We start from the raw sequence: 23065 nt of genomic DNA on the forward strand, positions 1-23065 counted from the left end.
GATGATCTGGGTATTACCTAGGATTCTCGTCGTAGTGTGCATAAAATGGGTAGCACGAAATTCCTCGGCCTGCCTTACAACACTGCGGCGCTGGCGTTGCTCACCCATATGCTGGCGCAGCAGTGCGACCTGATCCCCCACGAGATCATCGTCACCACCGGCGACACCCACGCCTACAGCAACCACATGGAGCAGATCCGGACCCAGCTGGCGCGCACGCCGAAAAAGCTGCCGGAGCTGGTGATCAAGCGTAAGCCTGAGTCGATCTACGACTACAGGTTCGAAGATTTTGAAATCGTTGGGTATGACGCGGACCCGAGCATCAAGGCTGAAGTCGCGATCTGAAGCCTGTCTCGGTTAAAAATGTGGGAGGGGGCTTGCCCCGATTACGGTGTGTCAGTACCAGATATTCTGACTGACACACCGCTATCGGGGGCAAGCCCCCTCCCACATTTTGATCCGATTATCAGACTAAGTTAGTGGCCATGGCTTCTGCCCACATGCGAGGGCTCGGCCTCGCTGGCCGCAATCGCACCGCTGACTTCCAGCTGCTGCAGGATTCCACACTGCTCCCCACCCCCGCAGCGCTGGCGCAAGTCCAGCAACTGCGCCTGCAAGGCCAGCAGCCCATCGATCCGCGCTTTCACATGGTGGATATGCTCGTCGATCAACGCATTCACGTTTTCGCATTGATCCTGGGGACTGTCGCGCAGGCTGAGCAGGCTGCGGATTTCTTCCAGTGTCATGTCGAGGCTGCGGCAGTTGCGGATAAAGATCAGCCGCTCGGTGTGCGCCTGGGTGTATACGCGGTAGTTGCCATCCGTGCGCGCGGGGGGTGGCAGCAGGCCTTCCTTCTCGTAGTAACGGATGGTTTCCACCGGGCAGTCGGTCAGTTTGGCCAGTTCGCCGATCTTCATCGCAGCAATCTCCAAATGGGTGCTTGACCCTATAGTGGCTACAGGGTCTTTACTTGGCAACAGGCACCTTTCCGGACGCGACACCATGAGCGATTCCCTCCACACCCCGCACAAGCACGACCACGGCGAGCATAAGCTCAAGCCGGCGCATGACCACGGCGGCGCCTGCTGCTCCAGCGCTCCGGCACCGGCGCGGGTGCAACTGAGCGAAGCGCCCACCGCCGGCTCGCGCCTGAGCACCTTTCGCATCGAAGCGATGGACTGCCCCACCGAACAGACCTTGATCCAGAACAAACTGGGCAAGCTTGCCGGCGTGCAGCAGTTGGAATTCAACCTGATCAACCGCATCCTCGGCGTCACCCACGATCTGCCGAGCACTGCGCCGATCATCGACGCGATCAAATCCATCGGCATGCAGGCCGACCCGATTGAAGAAGGCACCCCTGCCGCCGCGCCGCCCGCCAAAAAACATTGGTGGCCGTTGGCGGTGTCGGGCGTGGGCGCCTTGGGCGCCGAGGTCCTGCATTTCAGCGGCGTTGCTCCGACCTGGGTGATCGCCCTGGTGGCGCTGGTGTCGATCCTCAGCGGCGGCATCACCACCTACAAAAAGGGCTGGATTGCCCTGAAAAACCTCAACCTGAACATCAACGCGCTGATGAGTATCGCGGTGACTGGCGCAGTGCTGATTGGCCAGTGGCCGGAAGCGGCAATGGTGATGTTCCTGTTTACGGTGGCGGAGTTGATCGAAGCCAAATCCCTGGACCGTGCGCGCAATGCCATCAGCGGCTTGATGCAGATGACCCCGGAGCAGGCCACCGTGCGGCAGGCTGATGGTTCCTGGCTGGAACAGGAGATCAAAAGCATCGATCTTGGCGCCATTGTGCGGGTAAAGCCCGGCGAGCGCATCGGCCTGGACGGTGAGGTTACCGCCGGCCAATCCACCATCGACCAGGCGCCGATCACAGGCGAAAGCCTGCCGATTGAAAAGACCGTGGGCGATAAAGTCTTCGCCGGCACGATCAACCAGGCCGGTTCCCTGGAATACACAGTGACCGCAGCGGCCAATAATTCCACCCTGGCGCGGATCATCCACGCGGTGGAGCAGGCCCAGGGCGCCCGGGCACCGACCCAGCGTTTTGTTGACCGCTTCTCGACAATCTACACCCCGGCGGTGTTCCTGTTTGCCCTGGGCGTAGCCGTCATCCCGCCGCTGTTCATGGCGGGCGTCTGGTTCGACTGGATCTACCGCGCCCTGGTGTTGCTGGTGGTCGCATGCCCGTGCGCCCTGGTGATTTCTACTCCGGTAACCATTGTCAGCGGCCTCGCGGCCGCAGCGCGCAAAGGCATCCTGATCAAGGGCGGCGTGTACCTGGAGGGCGGTTACAAACTCGACTACCTGGCCCTGGACAAGACCGGCACCCTCACTCACGGCAAGCCGGTGCAAACCGACTATGTAGCGCTGTTCGACACCGTGCAGGACAGCGCGCCGGCCCTGGCCGCGAGTCTGGCGGGGCGTTCCGACCACCCGGTGTCCCTGGCCATCGCCAACGCGGCGGTGGATAAAGACCTGCCGTCCCACGTTGTGGATAACTTCGAGGCATTGCCCGGGCGTGGTGTGCGCGGTGACATCAACGGCGAAACCTACCATCTGGGCAATCATCGTTTGGTGGAAGACCTCGGGCTGTGCTCGCCGGCGCTGGAGGAGAAACTCTTCGCCCTGGAAAAACAGGGCAAGTCCGTGGTGTTGCTGCTCGACAAATCCGGCCCGCTGGCACTGTTCGCGGTGGCCGACACCGTCAAGGACAGCAGCCGAGAAGCCATCCGGCAACTGCACGAACTGGGCGTCAAGACCTTGATGCTGACCGGCGACAACACCCACACCGCCCAGGCGATTGCCGCTCAGGTCGGTATCGATCAGGCTCAGGGCGACCTGCTGCCCACCGATAAACTGCAGGCCATTGAAACGCTCTACGGCCAGGGTCATCGCGTCGGCATGGTCGGTGACGGGATCAACGACGCGCCGGCCCTGGCTCGCGCCGAAATCGGCTTTGCCATGGCGGCGGCGGGCACCGACACCGCCATCGAGACCGCCGACGTGGCATTGATGGACGATGACCTGCGCAAGATCCCGGCATTCATTCGGCTCTCCAGGCAAACGTCGCGTATCCTCAAGCAGAACATCGCCCTGGCTTTGGTGATCAAGGCGATTTTCCTGGCGGTCACCTTCCTGGGCATGGCGACCATGTGGATGGCGGTGTTCGCCGACATGGGCGTCAGCCTGCTGGTGGTGTTCAATGGCCTGCGCCTGTTGCGCAAATAGACGATGAGAGGGCGGTGTGCTGAGTGCTGAGCTGAAGGCGTTTTTCATGGTCGCCCGCCTGGGCAGCATCACCCAGGCGGCGAAAAAACTCGGCCTGAGCCAGCCCACGGTCACCACCCAGATTCGCAACCTGGAAAGCCAGTACGGGGTTGAACTGTTCTACCGTGGCGGTCGCCGCCTGACGGTCAGCGATGAAGGTGCGCGGCTGCTGCCGATGGTCAAGGCGCTGTTGCAGCAGGAAGCGGATATCGAGTTTTTCCTGCGCAACAACGGCCAGGTTCAAGGCGCGCTGAGGATCGCCGCGACGGCGCCGTACTACATCCTTGATCTGGTCAAAGCCTTTCGCGAACGCCTGCCGCAAGTGGAAGTGTCGGTGGAAATCGGCAACTCCCAGCAGGTGCTCGAAGCGCTGGACGACTACCGCGTCGACGTCGCCGCCTCGTCGCAATTGCTGGAAGACTCGCGTCTGGTGCGCCGCGTGCTGGGCACTGATCCGCTGGTGCTGGCGGTGCATCGCAACCATCCGCTGGCCAGGCTTGATCATGTGCCATTGACCGCGCTGGCCGGGCATACGCTGCTGATGCGCGAAGCGGGCTCGACCACTCGCCGGCTGACGGAAGACCTGTTGCAGGGTGCCGGCGTCGGTTATGGGCCGCTGTTGGAAATCGGCAGTCGTGAATCGATCCGCGAGGCGGTGCTGCGCAATATCGGCATCAGCATCATTGCGCGGCAGGAAGTGCCGCACGACCCGCAGCTGAAGGTGCTGACCCTCGAGAATGCGCCGCAGATTCCGGAGTATCTGTACTGCCTTAAAGAAAGAAAAGGCGCGCGCCTGCCGGCGGCTTTCCTTGGCCTGGCTCAGGAAATGTCGCCCTTGTAGGAGCGAGCTTGCTCGCGAAAAAAACCAACGATGACGCAGCGCTATCAGGCAGCCCGCGTTGTTCTCAAGTTCTTCGCGAGCAAGCTCGCTCCTACAAAGAATACCAATACCCCTATCACTCCCTTTTGCCCTTCTGCCACATCAGCGACGCATTCCCTCCCTAGCATGGCCTTCATTCGTTCGATGAGGCGCTACCATGCACACAGCCCTGACTCACCCCGGCGCACCGATGAAGGTGCGCGGTATCCAGAAACGCTTCGGCGCTTTTACCGCGCTGGACAACGTGTCCCTGGACGTCGCCGCCGGGGAGTTGGTGTGCCTGCTGGGCCCGTCCGGCTGCGGCAAGACCACGATGCTGCGCTGCATCGCCGGCCTTGAGCGCCAGGACAGCGGCGAACTTTACCTGGGTGACCGCGATGTTTCCCTGCTGCCGCCCCAGGCGCGGGACTACGGCATTTTATTCCAGTCCTACGCGCTGTTTCCCAATCTGACTGTTGAAGCGAACATCGGCTACGGCCTTACCGGCAGCGGCCGCGACGAGGTGCGCAAGCGTGTCGGGCAGATGCTCGAGCTGGTCGGGCTGCTCGGCAGCGAAAAGAAATACCCCGGCCAACTGTCCGGCGGGCAACAGCAGCGGGTCGCCCTGGCACGCGCCCTGGCACCGGCACCGTCGTTATTGCTGCTGGATGAACCCATGTCGGCCCTCGACGCCCAGGTGCGCGAGCATCTGTGCACCGAGCTGCGCCAACTCCAGCGACGCCTGGGCATCACCACGCTGATGGTCACCCACAATCAGGACGAAGCCATGCTGATGGCCGACCGTATCGCGGTGATGAACAACGGCAAGGTCGAGCAATACGCGACGCCCCAGGACATCTACGACCGTCCGGCCACGCCGTTCGTGGCGGAGTTTGTCGGCCAGGGCAACTGGTTGCCGTTCAGCCGCAACAGCGCCAGCCACGCCCAGGTCGGTGGGATGAATATGCGCCTGGCCGACGATGCCGGCATGGCCGCATCCGGGCGCCTGTTCTGCCGGCCGGAAGCCATCAGCGTGAACCCGCCGGTGCATGAAGAAAATCTGTTTGCGGCCAAGGTCCGCGAGATCACATTTCTGGGCAACCGCTGCCGCATGAGCTTCGAACTGGCGCAGCTGCCGGGCCACCCGTTGCTGGCCGAACTTGCGCCACAGGACATGCCGCGCCTGGGCGCGCAGGATATCTGGGTAGCGCTGCCGCCGCGCAGTCTGCAGGTGTTTGCCTGAGATGGCTGCGGTCATGACCGTGCCGCTGCCGCGTCAGGTGTCCCGCGCCGAGTGGGGCGACCGCCTCTTCGTGGTCGGCGGCAAATGGCTCTGGCTGGGCCTGTTGGTGGTGGCGGTGTTGCTGCCGTTGCTGGCGATCTTCTGGCGCGGCTTGAGCAGCGAAGCCGGGCAGGGCGGCGGCCTGATCGCCGCACGGGAATTGCTGACAGGCGCCAACTTCCACTGGTTGCTGGGCAATAGTCTGAAAGTCTCCCTCAGCGTAGCCGCCATTGTCGTACCGCTGGCGTATCTGTTTGCCTACGCGCTGCAGCGCACCCTGATTCCCGGCAAGGTGATCTGGCGCGGCGTGTCGCTGCTGCCCTTGATGGCGCCATCGATGCTGCCGGGCATCGCGCTGGTGTATCTGTTCGGCAACCAGGGGCTGTTGCGCGGTTGGCTCTCGGACAATATCTACGGCTTCTGGGGCATCGTGCTGGGCGAAGTGATTTACACCTTTCCACACGCCCTGATGATTCTGCTGTCCGCATTGTCGCTGGCGGATGCGCGCTTGTTCGACGCGGCCTCCAGCATGGGCGCCAGCCCCGCCCGGGCGTTTCGCAGCATCACCTGGCCGGCCACGCGCCAGGCGGTGTTTGCGGCGTTCTGTCTGGTGTTTACCCTGACCATCACCGACTTCGGCGTGCCGGTGGTGGTGGGGGGTGACTATCAGGTACTGGCGTTGGAAGCCTACAAAGCCGTGGTCGGTCAGCAACAATTCGGGCGTGGCGCGTTGATCGGCATGGTGCTGCTGTTGCCGGCGCTGTTCAGCTTTGGCGTGGATGGGTGGTTGCGCCGCCGTCACGCTGATGCCATGAGCGGCCGTGCCCAAGTCTTTCAACCGCTGCCGTCGCGTTCACGGGATGGCTGCTACCTGGCTATCGTGCTGCTGATCTGCGCGGCCCTGCTGCTGGTGTTCGGCATGGCGGTGTATTCCTCGCTGGTCAAATTCTGGCCCTATAACCTGTCGCTGTCGTTCAACCACTACCAGTTCGAAGACACCGCCGGCGGCGGTTGGCTGGCCTATCGCAACAGCCTGACCCTGGCGCTGTGCACGGCGCTGATCGGCAGTGTGCTGATCTTCACGGGTGCCTATTTGATGGAAAAAACCAAGGGCCAAAAGGGCCTGAATCTGGCCCTGCGCCTGCTCAGTTTCGTGCCGATGGCGGTGCCGGGCCTGGTGCTGGGCCTGGGCTACGTGTTCTTTTTCAACCTCGGCGGCAACCCGCTGCATGTGTTCTACGGCAGCATGGCGCTGCTGGTGGCGTGCACCATCGCCCACTACCTGACCACTGCGCAAATGACCGCCACCACCGCACTGCGCCAGTTGGACGCCGAATTCGAAGCTGCCGCGCTGTCCCTCAAGGCGCCGTTGTACCGTCACTATCTGCGCGTCACGGTGCCGATCTGCCTGCCGGCGCTGCTGGACATCCTGCGCTATCTGTTTGTGTCGGCGATGACCACCGTGTCCGCCGCGATCTTCCTCTACAGCCCCGACACCATCCTTGCCGCCGTCGCCGTATTGAACATGGACGATGCCGGCAATGTGGGCGGCGCGGCGGCCATGTCGACCCTGATTCTGCTCACCTCGGGCGGCGTCTCGCTGCTGCTGGCGTGGGCTTGCCGTGGCGCCTTGCGCCGTTCTCAAGCCTGGCGCCAGACCGCGCCGGGGCAATGATCTTTCAAAGGAGGTATCCGATGTTCAAGCCCCTGGCGCTGGTCGCTGCCGTACTCACTGCATTCAGCCTGAATGCCTTCGCCAAGACCGAGCTGACCGTGTACACGGCCCTCGAAGCCGAGCAGTTGAAGAGCTATAAAAAAGCGTTTGAGCAGGCCAACCCCGACATCGAGATCAAATGGGTGCGTGATTCCACTGGGATCATCACCGCCAAACTGCTGGCCGAAAAAGACCGCCCGCAAGCCGACGTGGTCTGGGGGCTGGCCGCTTCCAGCCTGGCGATCCTCGACCAGCAAGGCATGCTCGATACCTATGCCCCGAAAGACCTGGACAAGATCGGCAAAAACTACCGCGACGCCGCCAACCCGCCGGCCTGGGTCGGCATGGATGTGTGGGCGGCGACCATTTGCTTCAATACGGTGGAGGCCGAAAAGCAGGGCCTGAGCAAACCGGTGAGCTGGCAGGACCTGACCAAACCTGAGTACAAGGGCAAGATCGTGATGCCCAACCCGGCCTCGTCCGGCACCGGCTTCCTGGACGTGAGCGCCTGGTTGCAGACCTTCGGCGAGAAGCAGGGCTGGCAGTACATGGACGACCTGCACCAGAACATCGGCCAGTACGTTCACTCGGGCTCCAAGCCGTGCAAGCTGGCGGCATCCGGTGAGTTCCCGATCGGAATTTCGTTTGAATACCCGGCCGTACAATTGAAGCGCCAGGGCGCACCGCTGGACATCATCCTGCCCAAAGAAGGCCTGGGCTGGGACATCGAAGCGACGGCAGTGATCAAGGGTACGACCCATGCCGAGGCTGCGAAAAAACTCGCGGATTTCTCTGCAAGCACAGCGGCGATGGATTTGTACAAGGACAATTTTGCGGTTCTGGCCCAGCCAGGCATTGCCAAGCCCCAGACCGAGTTGCCCGCCGATTATGAGCAGCGGTTGATCAAGAATGACTTTGACTGGGCGTCGAAGCATCGCGACAGCATCCTGGCTGAGTGGCGCAAGCGTTATGACGGGAAGTCGGAGAAACAATAACTTTTACCTCAACCTGTAGGAGCGAGCTTGCTCGCGAAAAACTAACAGGCGACGCGGGTAATCAGACTCACTGCGTCATCGTTGGCGACTTTCGCGAGCAAGCTCGCTCCTACAGAGGGCTGCATACTCCATGACAGATTTACTAATTGTCGGCGCCGGCATCCTCGGCCTGTCCCACGCCTACGCCGCCGCCAGACGCGGCCTCAAGGTCAAGGTGTTCGAACGCAGCGCCACGCCATTGGGCGCCTCGGTACGCAACTTCGGCCAGGCGCTGGTCACCGGCCAACCGCCGGGGCCGATGCTCGACCTGGCAAGGGAAAGCCGCGCTATCTGGGGGCATTGGGCCCAAGTGGCCGGCCTTGCGCTCAAGCGCAATGGCGCCTACCTGTTCGCCCGCACCGAAGCCGAAGAGCACCTGCTCCAAGCCTTCTGCGCCGGGCGCGCCCGCGAGCACGGCTACAACGTCGAGTTGCTGCAAGGCGCGGCCTTGAACGACCTGTACGGCGGCCAGTTCCGCCATCACCGCGCCGCGCTGCATGGCAGGGACGATCAGCAGCTCTATTCGCGTGAAGCGATCCCGGCGCTGATCAACTACCTGGCTCAAGCGCTGAACGTGGAGTTTCACTTTTCCACCCTCGTGCATGACGTCCAGCCGGGCCAGTTGCACAGCACGGCGGGGCGTTTTCGTGGCGAGCAGATCATTGTGTGTTCCGGTCACGACTACCAGACCCTGCTGGCCGAATCGATCGCCGCGCTCAACCCGCAAGTCTGCCGCCTGCAAATGCTACGGGCGCGGCCGGCGTTGAATCTGGACCTGCAACATGCCTTGCTGACCGGCCTCAGCTGCGTGCATTACGGCGCGTTTGCAGACTTGCCCGAGGCCGCAGCGGTACAGGCGCAGATCCTGCGCGAAACGCCGCACCTGCACGCACACGGCATCCACCTGCTGATCAGCCCTACGCCCCATGGCGACCTGATCATCGGCGATTCCCACGATTACGGCAGCGATGCATCGCCTTTCAATGCCGAACAGGTCGATGACTGGATGATCGAACTGGCCGAGCAGACCCTGGGCTGCAAGATCCAGGTGGTGGAGCGTTGGCAGGGCGTATATGGCTCGCGTGGGCCGGGGCCGTTTTCGTTTGTGCAAGCGGCTGCAGGCGTCAGCGTCGCGTTAATGCATACCGGTGTGGGCATGAGCGTGGGGCCGGCGATGGCCGAGCGAAATATCACGTCATTGTGGGGGCCGGCGTCATGAGTCGCGAGCGCTTGATTGCCGAGCTGTTCGGCCTGTACGAGCGGCATGGCACGGCGGATTACATCGGCGAGCCGGTGTCGCAGATCGAGCACATGTCCCAGGCCGCGCAGTGTGCGATGAACGAAGGTTTCGACGACGAAGTGGTGCTGGCGGCGTTCTTCCACGATATCGGCCACCTATGCGGCCAGAGTGGCGAGGGCATGGGCGGTTACGGTGTGCTCAGCCATGAGCGGCTGGGCGCAGATTACCTGCGCCGTGCAGGCTTCAGTGAACGCATGGCGAAATTGGTGGAGTATCACGTACAAGCCAAGCGTTACCTGACCTTCACGCAGCCGGACTATTACGCACAGTTGAGCGAGGCCAGCCGCCGTACACTGGCGTATCAGGGCGGCGTGATGACCGCGCAGCAAGCACAGGCGTTCGAGCAGGACCCGCTCTGTCACATCAGCCTGCGCATGCGCCATTGGGACGAACAGGCCAAACAGATGCACGTATCGTTGCTGGACCTTGAAGTGCTCAAGGCCAAGGCCCTGCGACTATTGGCGGATCAGGCTTCGTTCAGCCGCTGAGCCAGCACCTCGATCTGCTCCTGACGCTCGGCCTGGCTCAACTTGGCATGTGGGTTGAGCGACGACCATTGCGGATAGGCGCGGGCCTTGTTCAACGCGTCCGGCAGCTTGCCTTCGCGCCAGGTCTGGTCCTGGGGCGTATCGACCTTGATGCTGTGCATTGCCGCATGCCCGCGCAGGTTCAAGGCCTTGAGCAACTGGCGCTGGCGCAGGGCGAGCAGGCGCAGCACGCTGTCGTCGACGGTCAGCTCGCGCTGGCCCTTGATCTTGCCGAGCAGGCGACTGCCGTAGCTGCGAGCGGTTTGCAGGGCGCCGCCGGCAATCGCGCCGGCCAGCGCAGCAGCGCCAAGGGTCAGACCGCCGACCAGCAGGTCCACACCGGCGCCTGCCGCCGCGCCTGCCGCGATCCCCCCACCGACGCGCACGCCAAGTTGCTTGAGGGTCTGCGGGTTGAACAGGTCGTCACCCCAGCGCCCGTCCAGCAGCGGCAAGTCGCTTGCAGCGGCGTCCTGCGGGCGGAAACCAAATAGCTTGAGCAACGCGTCCACACACTTCTGTTCGCGCTGGCGCACGGCTTTGCGTAAATCACTGATGGCTTGTGGTTCATCGTCAGTCACCACACTGCGGCGGCAGGCCGCGCAGTCGATCAGCAGTTCGGCGATCAAGCGTGCGGCGCTTTGCTGGCGGGCCTGGCGCTGGGCCTGCTGATCAAGGATCAGCCGCTCCAACTGCGGCCGTGCGCTTTCCAGCAGCAGGGCCAGGCTTTCATACAATCGGCGTTCGCCGTCTTCGGGCGGTGCCACGCTGTCGAAACGCACCAGCGCATGCAGGCCGAGACGGGCCAGGGCTTCGCGCCAGTCCGGTTCGCGATGGTCGGCGCTGCTGACAAAATTAAGCACCGGCAGCAAAGGTTTTCCGCAACTGGCCAGCACTTGCAGCTCATCGCGGTACTTGGCCAGCACCGGCTCGCGGGCATCGATCACATACAGGCCGGCATCCGAGGCCAGCAGTTGGCGCAGCACCTTGGCTTCCTGCTCGAAGCGTTGGCGCGCCTCGCTGCCTTCCAGGAATCGCGCCAGGCGTGCCGGACCGTCGAGGCGTTCGCCGGGGCGGTCCAGGCGTTCCAGGTAGTCGAGCAGGGCGATGGCATCTTCCAGGCCGGGCGTGTCGTACAACTCCAGCAAGGCTTCGCCGTCCACCGACAAGCGTGCGCCTTCCACATGCCGTGTGGTACTGGGACGATGGGAGACTTCGCCAAAGCCCACATCGCGGGTCAGGGTGCGCAGCAGCGAGGTCTTGCCCACATTGGTATGGCCGACCACGGCAAGCTTCAGCGGTTTAGTCATGACCGGTCTCCAGCCAGTTCAGCGGCGCGCAATCGGCGAAGGGCAGTTCCAGTTGCTGCAGTGCGTTGTGCCAGTCGCCCAGGCGCTCGGCGTCCAGCGCCTGGCCGGGCGGCGCTTGCAGCAGCCACACGCGGGTGGCTGCCGCACTGCGCGCCAGTTCGCTGATCAGCGCCAGGCTGCCACGGTCGGGCGAGCGGCGCGGGTCGCAGGCGATGGCCAGGCGCGCGGGTGGGAAACGGCTGAGTTGTTCCAGCAGTTTGTTGCGCGATTCGCGGCTGTCGAGGATGCCGGCGTTCTTCACATTGCCGGGCAGTTTGGGCGGCCAGGGGCGCTGGTCGTCCAGTTCGATGGCGACCAGCAGCGCGCCATCGCTTTGCAGCTCGCTGACGCCGCCGGTCACGTGGTGCAGGTGTTCCGGCGCCGCATCATTGACCCCCAGCCGCTCGCTGCTGGGCATCAGGCGTTCGCGCAGTTGGGCGTAGCCGGGCAGGTTGAGGTCCAGGCGCAAAGCGGCGCGCCCGCGCTTCCAGCGCCACAGGCACAGCAGCGCGAGGGTCAGCCGGGGCAGCAGGCCGTAGACCAGCAGCACACCCACCAGCCAGGCGGCCCAGGCTTGACGGGCGCTTTCGATATTCAGCGCGGAATCGCCGCTGGCGCGGATCATTTCAACTGTCGGTACATTGAATCCGAGCAGGGCGGGCAGGGTGCCGAGGGCCTGGGTGACGGCGATGAAGGTATCCGCGCCGAGAAGGGTGGTTTCCCACACAAAGCCGTAGCGCCGGGTGGCGAGCAGCATCAGCAAAATCAGCATGGCGCTGAGCAACGCCAGCAACCACAGGCTGTTGACCAGAACGCCGATTGCCCAGCGATTGAGTTTTTGCCGTTGCAACAGCAGCAGCAACGCCGGGGCCAACTGCGCGGCCTTGGCATCGCGCGCGAGTTTTTCGCTGAGCCATAGCCACAGGCGGCCAAGGCTGGCGCCGTGTTCGCCGGCAAACAGCAGGCCCAGGGCCCAACTGAGCAGCAGGATCAGGTTCAGGCCGAGCAGGCTGCCCAGGGCCCAGAACACATTCACCGCGGTCAGACCGTTGCCCAGCGCGGCAAACGCCAGGCCGGCGCCGCTGATCACCGCGACGATCGCCAGCAGCACCAGTGCCAGGCGCGCGCCTTGCAGCCAACGACCGAGGGCGGCGGTGAGACCGTCGCGTTCGGCCAGGTGCAGGGCGCGCTGCTGGATGCGTGTCGGCAGGTCGCCACCGGCCATGCGGGCCAGGCGGTTGGCTTCGAGGTCTTCCAGGGGGCCGGCGTGTTCTTCGCGCAGGCGCACGGTTTCGGTCAGCCAGAGTTTTTGCAGCGGGTTCAGTGCAGTCACGCGCTGTCCTGTCGTGTTGATGAGGTTGGAGCATAACCGCTGACTCGCGGCTCTGGTATTCTCGTCGTCATGAAAAAAACTCTCCCTTTAAGCCTGATCGCAGCCCTCGGTGAAAACCGCGTGATCGGCGTCGACAACAGCATGCCCTGGCATTTGCCGGGGGATTTCAAGTATTTCAAGGCCACCACCCTGGGCAAGCCGATCATCATGGGGCGCAAGACCTGGGATTCCCTGGGTCGACCGCTGCCGGGGCGGCTGAACCTTGTGGTCAGCCGTCAGACCGACCTGAGGCTTGAAGGTGCGCAAGTGTTTCCATCACTGGAGGCGGCGGTGGAGCGCGCCGAGGCGTGGGCCAAGGCCCAGGGTGTGGACGAGCTGATGTTGATCGGCGGCGCGCAGTTGTATGCCCAGGGGCTGGAAGAGGCGGATCGCCTGTACTTGACACGGGTGGCGTTGAGCCCGGAAGGGGATGCGTGGTTTCCGGCGTTTGATGAGAACCAATGGAAGCTGGTGTCGAATGTGGAGAACCCGGCCGAAGGGGATAAACCGGCTTACAACTTTGAAGTCTGGGAGAAAGCTTAAAAGCATCGGGGGCAAGCCCCCTCCCACACTTGAATGTATTCACACATCAAATGTGGGAGGGGGCTTGCCCCCGATAGCGCTCTATCAGACCTGAGCTAATTCAGCATGCTCATCGGCATCCAGTAACGCCTTGTCCGTCTGCCCCATGATCTGGCTGGTAATCGCCCCCGCCGTCATCGAGCCATTCACGTTCAGCGCCGTGCGGCCCATGTCGATCAGCGGCTCCACGGAAATCAGCAACGCCACCAGTGACACCGGCAAGCCCATGGCCGGCAGCACGATCAAGGCCGCGAAGGTTGCACCGCCGCCCACGCCCGCCACACCGGCCGAACTCAGGGTCACAATCGCGACCAGCGTCGCGATCCACAGCGGGTCCAGCGGGTTGATGCCGACGGTCGGCGCAACCATCACCGCCAACATCGCGGGATAGAGCCCGGCACAGCCGTTCTGGCCGATGGTCGCGCCAAACGAGGCGGCGAAACCGGCAATGGACTGCGGGATACCCAGGCGGCGGGTCTGCGCTTCGATGCTCAAGGGGATCGACGCGGCGCTGGAGCGGCTGGTAAAGGCAAAAGTCAGTACCGGCCAGACTTTGCGGAAGAAGCGCAGCGGGTTGATCCCGGCCAGCGACAGCAACAGGCCATGCACCACAAACATCAGGCCCAGGGCCAGGTACGACACCACGACAAAACTGCCGAGCTTGATGATGTCCTGCAGGTTGGAGCTGGCGACCACCTTGGTCATCAGCGCCAGCACACCGTACGGGGTCAGCTTCATGACCAGGCGCACCAGGCGCATCACCCAGGCTTGCAGGGTGTCGATGGCGTTGAGCACCTTCTGGCCTTTTTCCACGTCATCCTTGAGCAGTTGCAACGCGGCAACCCCCAGGAACGCGGCGAAAATCACCACGCTGATGATCGACGTCGGCTTGGCCCGGGCCAGGTCGGCGAACGGGTTGGCCGGCACGAACGACAGCAGCAGCTGCGGGATATTCAGGTCGGCGACCTTGCCCGCGTAATCGTTCTGGATCACTTGCAGGCGTGCCATTTCCTGGGTGCCGGCGACCAGCCCTTCGGCGGTCAAACCGAACAGGTTGGTCAGGCCGATACCGATCAGCGCTGCGATCGCGGTGGTGAACAGCAGGGTGCCGATGGTCAGGAAGCTGATCTTGCCCAGGGACGAGGCGTTGTGCAGACGCGCCACGGCACTGAGGATCGAGGCGAACACCAGCGGGATCACGATCATTTGCAGCAGTTGCACATAGCCGTTGCCGACCAGGTCGAACCAGCCGATGGAGGCCTTGAGCACCGGGTGACCGGCACCATAGATGGCATGCAGCACCACACCGAATACCACGCCAAGTACCAGGGCGAACAGGACCTTCTTGGCGAGGCTCCAGTTCGTACGGCCGGTTTGTGCCAGGCCCAGCAACAGGGCCACGAACACCAGTAAGTTGAGAATCAGGGGAAGATTCATTGAAGCTCCGTTGAGAAGGCAGCCCATCGCATGAGCCTGCGATTGCGAACCGGGAAGCCTAACAGCTTGAAATATATTGATTTAATACCGATATGGAATGGTGACTGTCGTTTTTGGAATAAGCATTTGACGCTTAGACACACGCCCGTGGCGGAATCAGGACGCACACGGTCGCGCTCAACGCGAGAACTGTCACAGGGATTTGTTAGCGTCGATGTCTTTCACTCAGGAAGAAAACGCTTATGAAGCTCGCGCCGAAATTGCTTGCCGCCGCTCTTTGCCTCGGGCTCGCCAGCCAGGCGTTCGCCGCCACCGAGTTGAAACACTGGCCGGCGCCTGCCGCCAAACAACTGAACGAGATGATCGCCGCCAACGCCAACAAGGGTAACTTCGCGGTGTTTGACATGGACAACACCAGCTACCGCTACGACCTTGAAGAGTCCCTGCTGCCGTACATGGAAAACAAGGGCCTGATCACCCGTGAAAGTCTTGATCCATCGCTCAAGCTTATGCCGTTCAAAGACACCGCCGACCATAAGGAAAGTCTGTTCAGTTACTACTATCGCCTCTGCGAAGTGGACGACATGGTGTGCTACCCGTGGGTGGCCCAGGTGTTTTCCGGGTTTACGCTCAAGGAACTCAAGGTGCAGGTCGATGAGTTGATGGCCTCCGGCAAACCCGTTCCCGTCAGCTATTTTGAAGGCGACACGGTGAAGAAGTCCGAGGTGCAACCACCGAAAGTCTTCACCGGCCAGGCCGAGCTGTACAACAAGCTGATGGAGAATGGCATCGAGGTATACGTAATGACCGCCGCCTCCGAGGAACTGGTGCGCATGGTCGCCGCCGACCCGAAGTACGGCTACAACGTCAAACCCGAGAATGTCATTGGCGTGAGCACCCTGCTCAAGGACCGCAACACAGGCGAATTGACCACCGCGCGCAAACAGATTGCCGCCGGCAAGTATGACGAGAAGGCTAACCTCGGCCTGGAGCTGACGCCCTACCTATGGACCCCGGCGACCTGGATGGCTGGCAAGCATGCGGCGATTCTCACCTATATCGACGAATGGAAAAAACCGGTGATCGTTGGCGGCGACACGCCGACCAGTGATGGCTACATGCTGTTCCACGACGTGGATGTGGCCAAGGGCGGCATTCACCTGTGGATCAACCGCAAGGACAAATACATGACCCAGCTTGACGGCATGATCGCCAGGCACGCGGCGGCGCAGGCCAAGGAAGGGTTGCCGGTGACGGCGGACAAAAACTGGGTGATCGTCAAGCCGGAAGACATCCAGTAACAGGCTGAACGCGGTAAAAAATGTGGGAGGGGCTTGCCCTAATGCCAGTCTGTAGGAGCGAGCTTGCTCGCGAAAATCGTCAACGATAACGCGTGCTTCCTGAATGGACGCGGTGCCTGTGAGTTTTTCGCGAGCAAGAGCTAGGCGCCCCCCTCGCTCCTACACAAAGCCTTAACTGACTGGCATCAGGGCAAGCCTCCTCCCACCCTTGATCTTGTTTGTCTGCGTGATTTTTTCAGGCAAAAAATTGCCGCAGGCCAGAGCGCTAAGTGTTTAATAATTTGCAGGCTTCAAGCACTTTTTGATACGCGTGATCTACGGCCTCGGCGTTATATCGGTCCGCGCTGGCGAGCTGATTGAAACATAGGGGTGTGAAGTCTTTTTTATCATTATACGAAAACACCGTATAGGCTTCGTTAAGGGAGTGGCCTCCACTGAAGGTGAGATAGGCGGCGGTCAGGGTTTTCGCATGTTCCATGGAAAATACCTGGCCTTCCTGGGCCAGATTTTTAAATAAATGGTTCAGCAGGTTAGTGCTGCCGGACATGCCAATGCCCATTGAGCGCTCAGCGTGCAGCGCGGCTCGATTATGTGGGGTTATGCCCGATGTGACAGGTTGGTAGCGGTCGATAGGCCTGATGCCCAAGGTGCCGGGCAGATGGGTCTGTTGGTGGGGCGCTGATTGGTGAGGTAGCAATAAACCATATTGGTCGCTGCGAAAGTTTCTATTTTTGAGAGATTTGATCAGTTGTCGCTGGTCGGTGATGACATCCTCATAGTGCTCTGTCGCCACGTTGGTCAGCGGCCTTAAATTGGGGGCCGCCAGCATATATTTCACAGCCAGCGACAGGGTCAGCGCAATGGCATACGGGTTGCTGCTTTGCAGCATGGCGGCAAAGTTCTGCGGCTCGGGATTGTGAAGGAATTTTTGAGACTCCCTGATTTGCTCGCGCCAGCCGGGCGGGTCAGCCCGCATCCGCTGATGGATGTCGGCGCACAGAGCGAGTCGCGTGGCGAGTGGGTAACTATTGAAGTCCGTTAGAAGCGTGCGCGTCAGCATCTCATTGATGCGGCGCGATTCCGGCGTGGGATGATGGATTACATAGTCTGAAAAAGCCGTATCGAACAAGCGCCCATAGTAATTGTCATTGCGCTTGGTGATATAAAAGTCCTTTTCCAGGGTTGTCGATATCGTCTCTATCTTCGCCAGTAGTGCCTGATTCTTTTGCGGTTCGGATGACAGTTCGGACTGAAGCTGCTCAATAAGCGTTTGCGTAATCTCTTTTGAACTCTGGTTACCCAGCCAGCTTGCTTTCAGGTTCTCGATGAGCGGTATTTTGACAGCGGCATCCAGTGCCGACTCTGACACTGCCAGGGTCAATGCCAGCAGCACTTCCTTGGGTGTCCTTATCAGTTCGTCGGCAGGCTGTGGTCGATGAGTCAGGGGAGAAGTGATTGCACCGGCGATGTCTGTAAAGTTTCTGCTCGACAAGTGCCTGGCCTGAACCTTGGTGATCATGCCTCGACTGTCCACCGTGACCTTTTCCCTCATCTGAAATGCAGCTTCAGGGCCGATGGTTTTGCCGAGCAAGGTGGCAGCCTTTTCGTCAGGACATAAACGCCTGATGCTGTTTTGAGAACGCTGGAGTGGCGAGGCGGCGTGTTCTTGAGTCCAACGTTCAGTTGAAGGAGCGCCGTCCAGTATTTTCATCGTCCCACCTCTTAGCCAAGTCGATCGTCTCGGTTGGTGGGCGATTTGGTTAAAGGGTTCCAGAAGTCAGTGCAAGGGTTGATAGGCGTCAGGCAGCGTTACAAAAATGCCCCGCATGTGCGGGGCATTCTGTAGTGACAACAATTGGGCGAAGGCGGATTAAAACTTACAACCCATCCAACATTGCCTTATTGCGCACTGCGCCTTTGTCTGCACTGGTCGCCAGCAGTGCATACGCCTTCAACGCGGTGGTCACCTTGCGTGGACGCTTCTCCACCGGTTTCCAGCCTTTCTTGTCCTGCTCAACCCGGCGTGCCGCCAGTTCTTCATCGCTGATCAACAGGTTGATCGAGCGGTTCGGAATGTCGATCAGTACCTTGTCGCCATCCTGCACCAGGCCAATCGCGCCGCCGGCAGCGGCTTCCGGCGACGCGTGGCCGATGGACAGGCCAGAGGTGCCGCCGGAGAAACGGCCATCGGTCAGCAGCGCGCAGGCTTTGCCCAGGCCTTTGGACTTCAGGTAGGACGTGGGGTAGAGCATCTCCTGCATACCCGGGCCGCCTTTGGGGCCTTCGTAGCGGATGATCACGATGTCGCCTTCTTTCACTTCGTCGGCGAGGATGCCGCGTACCGAGCTGTCCTGGCTTTCGTAGATCTTGGCGCGACCTTCGAAGACATGGATGGACTCGTCCACACCGGCGGTCTTCACCACGCAACCGTCGAGGGCGATGTTGCCGTACAGCACGGCCAGGCCGCCTTCCTGGGAATAGGCGTGCTCGACACTGCGGATGCAGCCGTTTTCACGGTCGTCGTCCAGGGTGTCCCAACGGGTCGACTGGCTGAATGCCGTCTGGGTCGGGATGCCGGCCGGGCCGGCCTTGAAGAAGGTGTGCACGGCTTCGTCGTCGGTCTGGGTGATGTCCCACTTGGCGATGCCTTCGGCGAGGGACGTGCTGTGCACGGTCGGCAGGTCGGTGTGCAGCAGGCCGCCACGGGCCAGAGAGCCGAGGATCGAGAAGATCCCGCCGGCGCGGTGCACGTCTTCCATGTGGTACTTCTGGATGTTCGGCGCGACCTTGCACAGTTGCGGCACGTGCCGGGACAGGCGGTCGATGTCGCGCAGGTCGAAATCGATCTCGGCTTCCTGGGCGGCGGCCAGCAAATGCAGGATGGTGTTGGTGGAACCGCCCATGGCGATGTCCAGGGTCATGGCGTTTTCGAACGCCTTGAAGTTGGCGATATTGCGCGGCAATACCGACTCATCGTTCTCGGTGTAGTAACGCTTGCACAGCTCGACGATGGTTCGGCCGGCCTGCAGGAACAGTTGCTCGCGGTCGCTGTGGGTGGCCAGTGTGGAACCGTTGCCCGGCAAGGCCAGGCCCAGGGCTTCCACCAGGCAGTTCATCGAGTTGGCGGTGAACATGCCGGAGCATGAACCGCAGGTCGGGCAGGCGCTGCGCTCGTATTCCGCGACCTTCTCGTCAGACGCGCTGGAATCGGCGGCGATTACCATGGCGTCGACGAGGTCGAGGCCGTGGGAGGCGAGTTTGGTCTTGCCGGCTTCCATCGGCCCGCCGGAAACGAAGATCACCGGGATGTTCAGGCGCAGGGCGGCCATCAACATGCCGGGGGTGATCTTGTCGCAGTTGGAGATGCACACGATGGCGTCGGCGCAGTGGGCGTTGACCATGTACTCCACGGAGTCGGCGATGATCTCGCGGCTCGGCAGGGAGTACAGCATACCGTCATGGCCCATGGCGATGCCGTCGTCCACGGCGATGGTGTTGAATTCTTTTGCCACGCCACCGGCGCGTTCGATCTCGCGGGCGACCAGTTGGCCCAGGTCCTTGAGATGGACATGGCCCGGCACGAACTGGGTGAACGAGTTGGCAATCGCGATGATCGGCTTCTTGAAGTCGTCATCCTTCATCCCCGTGGCACGCCACAGCGCGCGGGCGCCGGCCATGTTGCGGCCGTGGGTGGATGTTTTCGAGCGGTAATCAGGCATTGGAGCACTCCGGGCGGCTAATCACTTACTAATCAGGTGCTAAAGGGGAGAGAGCTTCTATTGACGTCTGGAACACTCAGAAAATGGCCGTGTGTCCGGAAGTTGCCACTCGCGTCGCGGGATCGCCGCGTGCTTGGGCCTCGAGCTCATAAACCCGCCGGGGGATGACTGGCGATGAATAGGGCCGATTCTACACCGACTTCTTGTAGGAGCGAGCTTGCTCGCGAAAATCGTCAACGATGACGCGGTGCTATCAGGTAGCCCGTGTCGTCTATGGGTTTTTCGCGAGCGAGCTCGCTCCTACAAGGGCGGACATATCCAGAACAATTGTTTGAAGGCTGGTTGGCGCTTCAGCTCCTACCGTTTCTCTTCCAATCACAGAAGAGGACGAAGGAATGTCCACCCAGCAAAATGCTCATCGGCTGCGTACTGGCCGCTATTCAGAATCGGGCCGTATCTACTTGCTCACGGCTGTTACCCATCAACGGCATCGCATTTTTCAAGACTGGCTTATCGGTCGCTTGCTGGTCCGAGAATTCAGAAAGGCTCAGGAGGATGGAGATGCAACGTCACTAGCCTGGGTGGTCATGCCCGACCATTTCCACTGGCTGGTGGAGTTGCACAACGGCGATTTGCCCAGGCTCATGCAGCGAACCAAATCGAGAAGTGCCCGTGCAGTCAATAAGGCAAGACGGTCCTTCGGAGTGCTTTGGCAAAAAGGCTATTTCGACAGGGCGTTGCGTCGTGAGGAGGACTTGAAGGCAATGGCTCGCTACATCGTCGCAAACCCATTGCGCGCAGGTCTCGTTGATCACATCGGCCAATACCCGCTATGGGATGCCATCTGGCTATAAGGCACCTTTCCCTGTAGGAGCGAGCTTGCTCGCGAAGAACGTCAACGATAACGCGGGGTATTTGATACTCCGCGGCGTTCTCAGGTTTTTCGCGAGCAAGCTCGCTCCTACAAGGTAGTCGGCTTCAGCCCAGCGTTAGCTATTCGGCAACAACCGGCACGTAATGCTCTTGATATACCGTGTCTCGACAATCGCCGGGTGCACCGGGTGGTCCGGGCCCTGGCCGCCGCGTTCGAGCATCTGGATATTGCGGTCCAAGTGGCGGGCGCTGGTCAGCAGGATGTTTTGCAGGTCATCTTCCGGCAGGTGCATGGAGCACGACGCGCTGACCAGGATGCCGTCCTTGCTGAGCAGGCGCATGGCTTGCTCGTTCAGGCGGCGGTAGGCGCCTTCGCCGTTTTTCATGTCTTTTTTGCGTTTGATGAAGGCCGGTGGGTCGGCGACGATCACGTCGAAGCGTTCTTCGCTGGCTTTGAGTTCTTTCAACGCTTCGAAGACGTCGCCTTCGATGCAGGTCATCTTCTCGGCCACGCCGTTGAGCGCGGCGTTGCGCTCCACGCCGTCGAGGGCGAAGGCCGACGCGTCGACGCAGAACACTTCACTGGCGCCGAAAGCGGCGGCTTGCACGCCCCAGCCGCCGATGTAGCTGTACAGGTCGAGTACGCGCTTGCCTTTGGCATACGGGGCCAGGCGGGCGCGGTTCATGCGGTGGTCGTAGAACCAGCCGGTTTTCTGGCCCTGGATCACCGGGGCTTCGAATTGCACGCCGTTTTCTTCCAGCGCGACCCACTCCGGCACCAGGCCGAACACGGTTTCGACGTAGCGGTTGAGGCCTTCGGCATCGCGCGCGGCGGAGTCGTTCTTGAACAGGATGCCGCTGGGCTTGAGCACTTGGGTCAGCGCGGCGATCACGTCTTCCTTGTGGGCTTCCATGGTCGCCGAGGCGATCTGTACCACGAGGATGTCGCCGAAACGGTCGACCACCAGGCCCGGCAGCAGATCGGAGTCGCCGTAGACCAGGCGGTAGAACGGCTTGTCGAACAGACGGTCACGCAACGACAGGGCGACGTTGAGGCGGTGCACCAGCAGCGACTTGTCCAGCGGCAACTTGATGTCGCGCGACAGCAGGCGGGCGCAGATCAGGTTGTTCGGGCTCATGGCCACGATGCCCAGGGTCTTGCCGCCGGCCGCTTCCAGGATAGCCTGGTCGCCTGCCTGGAAGCCGTGAAGTGGGGTGGCGGCCACGTCGATTTCGTTGCTGTAGACCCACAGGTGGCCGTTGCGCAAACGACGATCGGCGTTGGCTTTGAGACGCAGGCTTGGCAGGGACATGACGTCGCTCCGGAAAAAAGAGCGGGAGTATACCCTGTTGTGTAGTGACTGACCGCGCCGCCGGACATGTGGGAGGGGGCTTGCTCCCGATAGCGGTATGTCAGAAACAGATGAGCTGACTGATCCACTGCTATCGGGGGCAAGCCCCCTCCCACATTTGATCGAGTTTCGGTTTGGGTTTTTGGGTGTCGGCCGGGTCTGCATAAGGGGTAGAATCCCCGCCTAGCCCAGAGTGTGTACTTATGTCCCAAGAGCTTTCCGCCGAACAGATCCAGCAGGTCCTGCAAGGCATCAGCGTGCCGCCCCAGCCGCAAATCATGGTGGATTTGCAGATGGAGCAGTACATGCCCGACCCGGACCTGGAAGTGATCGCCCGGTTGATCGCCCAGGACCCGGGCCTGTCCGGCGCGTTGCTGAAGATCGTCAACTCGCCGTATTACGGCCTGAGCAACAAGATCGCCTCGATTCAGCGCGCGGTGAACCTGCTGGGCAGCCGCTCGGTCATCAACCTGATCAATGCGCTGTCGATCAAGGGCGAGATGAGTGACGACACCATCGTTACGCTCAACCGCTTCTGGGACACGGCCCAGGATGTGGCAATGACCTGCCTGACCCTGGCCAAGCGCACCGGCTCCCAGGCGGTTGACGAAGCCTACGCCCTGGGCCTGTTCCACGATTGCGGCGTGCCGCTGATGCTCAAGCGGTTCCCGAACTACATGACGGTGCTGGAGCAGGCCTACGCCAATGCCGGCCCGGATTGCCGCGTGGTCGACACCGAGAACAACGCGTTCAACACCAACCATGCCGTGGTGGGTTACTACACCGCCAAGTCCTGGCGCCTGCCGGAGCATGTGACCGACGCCATCGCCAACCACCACAACGCCCTGGCGATTTTCAGCGATGAATCGTCGCGCAACCCTGTGCTTAAGAACCTGCTGGCGATCCTGAAAATGGCCGAGCACATCTGTTCGTCCTATCGCGTGCTGGGCAACCAGGCCGTTGACCATGAATGGGATGCGATCGGTCATCTGGTGCTGGATTACGTGGGCCTGTCGGACTACGACTTCGAAAGCATGAAGTTGTCGATCCGCGAGCTGGGCGCGCACTGAGCCTTTTTTCCCGAGGTACAC

18 protein-coding genes and 1 pseudogene are annotated in these 23065 nt (G+C 61.5%); 12 read left to right on the forward strand and 7 right to left on the reverse strand.

The window, feature by feature from the left end; genetic code table 11:
- Positions 1–51 precede the first annotated feature (51 nt).
- A pseudogene (gene thyA, locus TU82_RS12400) lies at positions 52–345 on the forward strand (thymidylate synthase); the annotation flags it as partial.
- Between the two features lie 131 nt (positions 346–476).
- On the opposite strand, the gene cadR reads toward thyA, so the two are convergent.
- Positions 477–917, reverse strand: a complete 441-nt coding sequence (gene cadR, locus TU82_RS12405; protein WP_057723474.1) for a Cd(II)/Pb(II)-responsive transcriptional regulator — start codon at positions 915–917, stop codon at positions 477–479.
- Positions 918–1002: 85 nt separating this feature from the next.
- Between cadR and TU82_RS12410 the strand changes: the two genes are divergently transcribed.
- The 7 genes from TU82_RS12410 to TU82_RS12440 all read left to right on the forward strand — a co-directional run bounded on the left by TU82_RS12410 (position 1003) and on the right by TU82_RS12440 (position 9953).
- Entirely contained in the window at positions 1003–3237 is a 2235-nt protein-coding gene (locus tag TU82_RS12410) for a heavy metal translocating P-type ATPase (RefSeq protein WP_057723475.1), read from the forward strand.
- A gap of 16 nt (positions 3238–3253) precedes the next feature.
- A complete protein-coding gene (locus TU82_RS12415; protein ID WP_057723476.1) occupies positions 3254–4117 on the forward strand; it encodes a LysR family transcriptional regulator in 864 nt (287 codons plus the stop codon).
- A gap of 196 nt (positions 4118–4313) precedes the next feature.
- Positions 4314–5378 (forward strand): putative 2-aminoethylphosphonate ABC transporter ATP-binding protein, encoded by a 1065-nt coding sequence (locus TU82_RS12420; protein WP_057723477.1) that lies wholly within the window; start codon positions 4314–4316, stop codon positions 5376–5378.
- A gap of 1 nt (position 5379) precedes the next feature.
- On the forward strand, positions 5380–7092 hold the full coding sequence (locus TU82_RS12425; RefSeq protein ID WP_057723478.1) for a putative 2-aminoethylphosphonate ABC transporter permease subunit: 1713 nt from the start codon (positions 5380–5382) through the stop codon (positions 7090–7092).
- 20 nt (positions 7093–7112) lie between these two features.
- Positions 7113–8126, forward strand: a complete 1014-nt coding sequence (locus TU82_RS12430; RefSeq protein WP_057723479.1) for a putative 2-aminoethylphosphonate ABC transporter substrate-binding protein — start codon at positions 7113–7115, stop codon at positions 8124–8126.
- 130 nt (positions 8127–8256) lie between these two features.
- Entirely contained in the window at positions 8257–9384 is a 1128-nt protein-coding gene (locus tag TU82_RS12435; RefSeq protein ID WP_057723480.1) for a TIGR03364 family FAD-dependent oxidoreductase, read from the forward strand.
- Positions 9381–9953, forward strand: a complete 573-nt coding sequence (locus tag TU82_RS12440; protein ID WP_057723481.1) for a phosphonate degradation HD-domain oxygenase — start codon at positions 9381–9383, stop codon at positions 9951–9953. The genes TU82_RS12435 and TU82_RS12440 overlap by 4 nt, the downstream gene beginning before the upstream one ends.
- On the opposite strand, the gene TU82_RS12445 is transcribed toward TU82_RS12440, so the two are convergent.
- Positions 9932–11299 carry a DUF3482 domain-containing protein gene (locus TU82_RS12445; RefSeq protein WP_057723482.1) on the reverse strand — a complete coding sequence of 456 codons (1368 nt, stop codon included), beginning with the start codon at positions 11297–11299 and terminating at the stop codon, positions 9932–9934. The two genes, TU82_RS12440 and TU82_RS12445, sit on opposite strands and share 22 nt — an antisense overlap.
- Positions 11292–12671, reverse strand: coding sequence for a DUF2868 domain-containing protein (locus TU82_RS12450; protein ID WP_057723483.1), 1380 nt, complete (start codon positions 12669–12671; stop codon positions 11292–11294). Before TU82_RS12450 ends, TU82_RS12445 begins: the two co-directional genes overlap by 8 nt.
- A 69-nt stretch (positions 12672–12740) precedes the next feature.
- On the opposite strand from TU82_RS12450, the gene TU82_RS12455 reads away from it, so the two are divergent.
- Positions 12741–13253: a dihydrofolate reductase gene (locus tag TU82_RS12455; protein ID WP_057723484.1), complete on the forward strand. Its 513-nt coding sequence runs from the start codon at positions 12741–12743 to the stop codon at positions 13251–13253.
- 84 nt (positions 13254–13337) lie between these two features.
- On the opposite strand, the gene TU82_RS12460 is transcribed toward TU82_RS12455, so the two are convergent.
- Positions 13338–14729 (reverse strand): L-cystine transporter, encoded by a 1392-nt coding sequence (locus tag TU82_RS12460; RefSeq protein WP_057723485.1) that lies wholly within the window; start codon positions 14727–14729, stop codon positions 13338–13340.
- Between the two features lie 242 nt (positions 14730–14971).
- Here TU82_RS12460 and TU82_RS12465 point away from each other — a divergent pair, with 242 nt between their 5' ends.
- Positions 14972–16030 carry a hypothetical protein gene (locus TU82_RS12465; RefSeq protein WP_057723486.1) on the forward strand — a complete coding sequence of 353 codons (1059 nt, stop codon included), beginning with the start codon at positions 14972–14974 and terminating at the stop codon, positions 16028–16030.
- A 265-nt stretch (positions 16031–16295) separates the two neighbouring features.
- Here the strand turns inward: TU82_RS12465 and TU82_RS12470 are convergent, their stop codons facing one another.
- On the reverse strand, positions 16296–17741 hold the full coding sequence (locus TU82_RS12470; RefSeq protein ID WP_057723487.1) for a hypothetical protein: 1446 nt from the start codon (positions 17739–17741) through the stop codon (positions 16296–16298).
- A gap of 166 nt (positions 17742–17907) precedes the next feature.
- On the reverse strand, positions 17908–19749 hold the full coding sequence (gene ilvD / locus TU82_RS12475; protein WP_057723488.1) for a dihydroxy-acid dehydratase: 1842 nt from the start codon (positions 19747–19749) through the stop codon (positions 17908–17910).
- Positions 19750–20144: 395 nt separating this feature from the next.
- On the opposite strand from ilvD, the gene TU82_RS12480 reads away from it, so the two are divergent.
- A complete protein-coding gene (locus TU82_RS12480) occupies positions 20145–20603 on the forward strand; it encodes an REP-associated tyrosine transposase (RefSeq protein ID WP_057723489.1) in 459 nt (152 codons plus the stop codon).
- Between the two features lie 135 nt (positions 20604–20738).
- On the opposite strand, the gene TU82_RS12485 is transcribed toward TU82_RS12480, so the two are convergent.
- Entirely contained in the window at positions 20739–21935 is a 1197-nt protein-coding gene (locus tag TU82_RS12485) for a class I SAM-dependent rRNA methyltransferase (protein WP_057723490.1), read from the reverse strand.
- Between the two features lie 296 nt (positions 21936–22231).
- Here TU82_RS12485 and TU82_RS12490 point away from each other — a divergent pair, with 296 nt between their 5' ends.
- Positions 22232–23044, forward strand: a complete 813-nt coding sequence (locus TU82_RS12490; RefSeq protein WP_173667498.1) for an HDOD domain-containing protein — start codon at positions 22232–22234, stop codon at positions 23042–23044.
- The last annotated feature ends 21 nt before the right edge of the window (positions 23045–23065 follow it).

The organism is Pseudomonas orientalis (genome assembly GCF_001439815.1).
Taxonomy (GTDB): Bacteria; Pseudomonadota; Gammaproteobacteria; order Pseudomonadales; family Pseudomonadaceae; genus Aquipseudomonas; species Aquipseudomonas orientalis.